This is a genomic window from Bergeriella denitrificans NBRC 102155 (assembly GCF_001592185.1).
Lineage (GTDB): Bacteria > Pseudomonadota > Gammaproteobacteria > Burkholderiales > Neisseriaceae > Neisseria > Neisseria denitrificans.
Genome location: NZ_BCWL01000360.1, coordinates 1 through 850 on the forward strand (window position 1 = coordinate 1; position 850 = coordinate 850).

An 850-nucleotide genomic window follows, 5' to 3' on the forward strand; every position below is an offset into this window, starting at 1 on the left:
TATTTTAAATGACTATATATAGCCCCGCACACCTCCCAACCCCGGTACGCGAGAAAACCATGCCACACGTTTCCCATACCCATACTCTCTCCCGCCTGCCCCGCTGCCTGATGATTGCCGTATGCGCCGCCACGCTGGCCGCCTGCGGCAGTGCACAAAGCCCGACCACACCCCACCCCGCACACTGGGCTCAAGTGATCCACCCCGAAGCCAATTTTTACCAAGTGGACAAACTGCTCTACCGCAGCGAGCAGCTGATTGCAGACGACAAACCGCTGATTAAGCAGGCCGACATCCGCACCATCGTCAACCTCCGCTATTTCAGCCGCAACGACGATGCCGCGCTCTTCGCCGATGACGACGTGCAGCTGATTAATACCCCGTTGCTGACCTGGTCCATCAGCCCCAAAGACCTGGCACACGTCTTGCACACCATCCGGCAGGCGCAAAGCAAAGGTGCGGTGCTGGTACACTGCTACCACGGCGCGGACCGCACCGGCATTGTCGTTGCCATGTACCGCATCATTTACCAAGGCCGGTCGATTGCCGATGCCAAAGCCGAAATGCAGCAAGGCAACTTCGGCTACCACAGCATCTGGAAAAACATCGAGCGCCTGCTCAGCGAAAGCAACGTGCAAAAAGTACGCGACGAATTGGCAAAACTTCAAGCCAAGCAGGGTTAAGCCCGCCTTTTCCGTTGGCAAGTGCATAAAAAAAAGCCGTCTGAAAAATCAGGTTTTCAGACGGCTTAGCTGCGTGTGCATATTAGTTACAGTTACCGCAACACATAATGCAGGGTAGCAGCCCCGCACTAGGGCATAAGCAATGCAGTCGTATCTCTTACGAATTA

General features: G+C 55.2%; 1 protein-coding gene. It reads left to right on the plus strand.

Features of this window, described 5'->3' with window-relative positions; all coding sequences use genetic code 11:
* Positions 1-59: 59 nt before the first annotated feature.
* On the plus strand, positions 60-683 hold the full coding sequence (locus tag BDE01S_RS10805; protein ID WP_172459270.1) for a tyrosine-protein phosphatase: 624 nt from the start codon (positions 60-62) through the stop codon (positions 681-683).
* The last annotated feature ends 167 nt before the right edge of the window (positions 684-850 follow it).